General features: G+C 79.8%; 1 pseudogene. It reads right to left on the minus strand.

The features are described from left to right. Positions 1 to 1,407 (minus strand): annotated as a pseudogene (locus RM780_RS27555) (ATP-binding protein); the annotation flags it as partial.

Consider the following 1,407-nt stretch of genomic DNA (forward strand, 5'->3'; position numbering starts at 1 on the left):
GGGATCACCTGGGTCTGGTCCTCGGCGCCGACGGCCGGGGGCGGCGGCGGGCCGATGGGCGCGGGGACGGGGAGCAGGGCCGCGCGGGCGGGCGGGGTGGTGAGGTCCGTGACCAGGGCCAGGGCCCTGCGGTCCATCAGCAGGCCGCCGGTGTCCTCGACGGCGGAGTGCAGCTCGGTGGACGCCTCCAGCTCGGCGCGCGCCCGGTCGAAGCGGCCGTGGAGGATGGCCAGCACGCCCAGCTCGTGGCGGAAGTACGCCTGCTGGGCGACCTCTTCGGCGGCGCCGGCGGCCTCCAGGCCGGCGTGCAGCATGCCCTCCCAGACGCCCCAGCGGGGGCCGGCTGCCAGCAGCGGGGCGGCGGCGCGGGCCAGGGCGGAGACCGCGGCGGCGTGTCCGGCGCGGAGGGCGGCCGTGGCGACGGCGAGCAGGGCCTCGGCCTCCTCGGCGGCGTCGGCATGCGTCGCCTCGGGGCGGGAGAGCCACCAGGCGTAGTGCTGGGCGGCGGTGTGGAGGCGGTCGGCGGAGCCCTCGCCGTACCCGGCGGCCAGCAGCTCGCCCTGGATGCCGGGGGCGAGGCGGTGGCGCAGGCCGGCGATGCCGATCAGGCCGTGGGTGAGCAGCTCGCCGTGGGCGGCGGGGGCGCCGGGGTTCCCCGTCATGGCGGCCAGGCGCTCGGGGCCGGGGAGTTCGCCGCCGAGGGCCACGGCGTACCGCAGGATCTCGCGGCCGGCCTCGGGGCTGCCGTCGGCCAGGGCGGTGGCGAGCCGGTCGGCCGGGGGGCGGCTGCCGGCGACTCCGGCGGCCTGGGCGAACCGCCGGGGCAGCCCGCCGGTGTCGCGCCACACCCCGGCGGCCCAGTCGGCCTCGGCCGGCTCCAGGGCACGGCCGAGGGCGCGGCGCAGCAGCTCCAGGCAGGCGTCGAGGTCGAGGCCCGTCAGCTCGGCCTCCTCCACGCGGGAGGGGTTCTCCGGGCCGGGGACCCCGGGGTGGGCGGCGAGCAGGAAGGCGCACTCGGGGGTGGCGTCCAGCAGCTCGTCGAGGGCGGCGCCGCCGAACTCCAGGTCGTCCACGACCACGACCGCGCCGATCACCCGCAGGGCGGCGGCGAGTTCGGTGCTGCCGGGGCGGTAGGCGGGGGTGTGGTGGACGGCCGCGTACAGCTCGTGCAGGAGGTCCTCGGGGGTGCGGCGGTAGCCACTGAGGCGGATGACGCCGTCCGGGGCGAGGTCGGCGCAGTCGCGGGCGACGGCGGCCAGGAGGGCGGAACGGCCGGCGCCGGGCGGGGCGGTGAGGCGGACCGAGCGCCCGCGGGAGAGGAAGCGGTGCAGCCGGTGGCGTTCCTCGTCCCGGTCGAGCAGGGGGGCGGAGGGGGTGCCGTCGGGGCCGGTCAGGGAGGGGGCGCGG

The organism is Streptomyces boetiae, from assembly GCF_031845405.1.
Classification (GTDB): Bacteria; Actinomycetota; Actinomycetes; order Streptomycetales; family Streptomycetaceae; genus Streptomyces; species Streptomyces boetiae.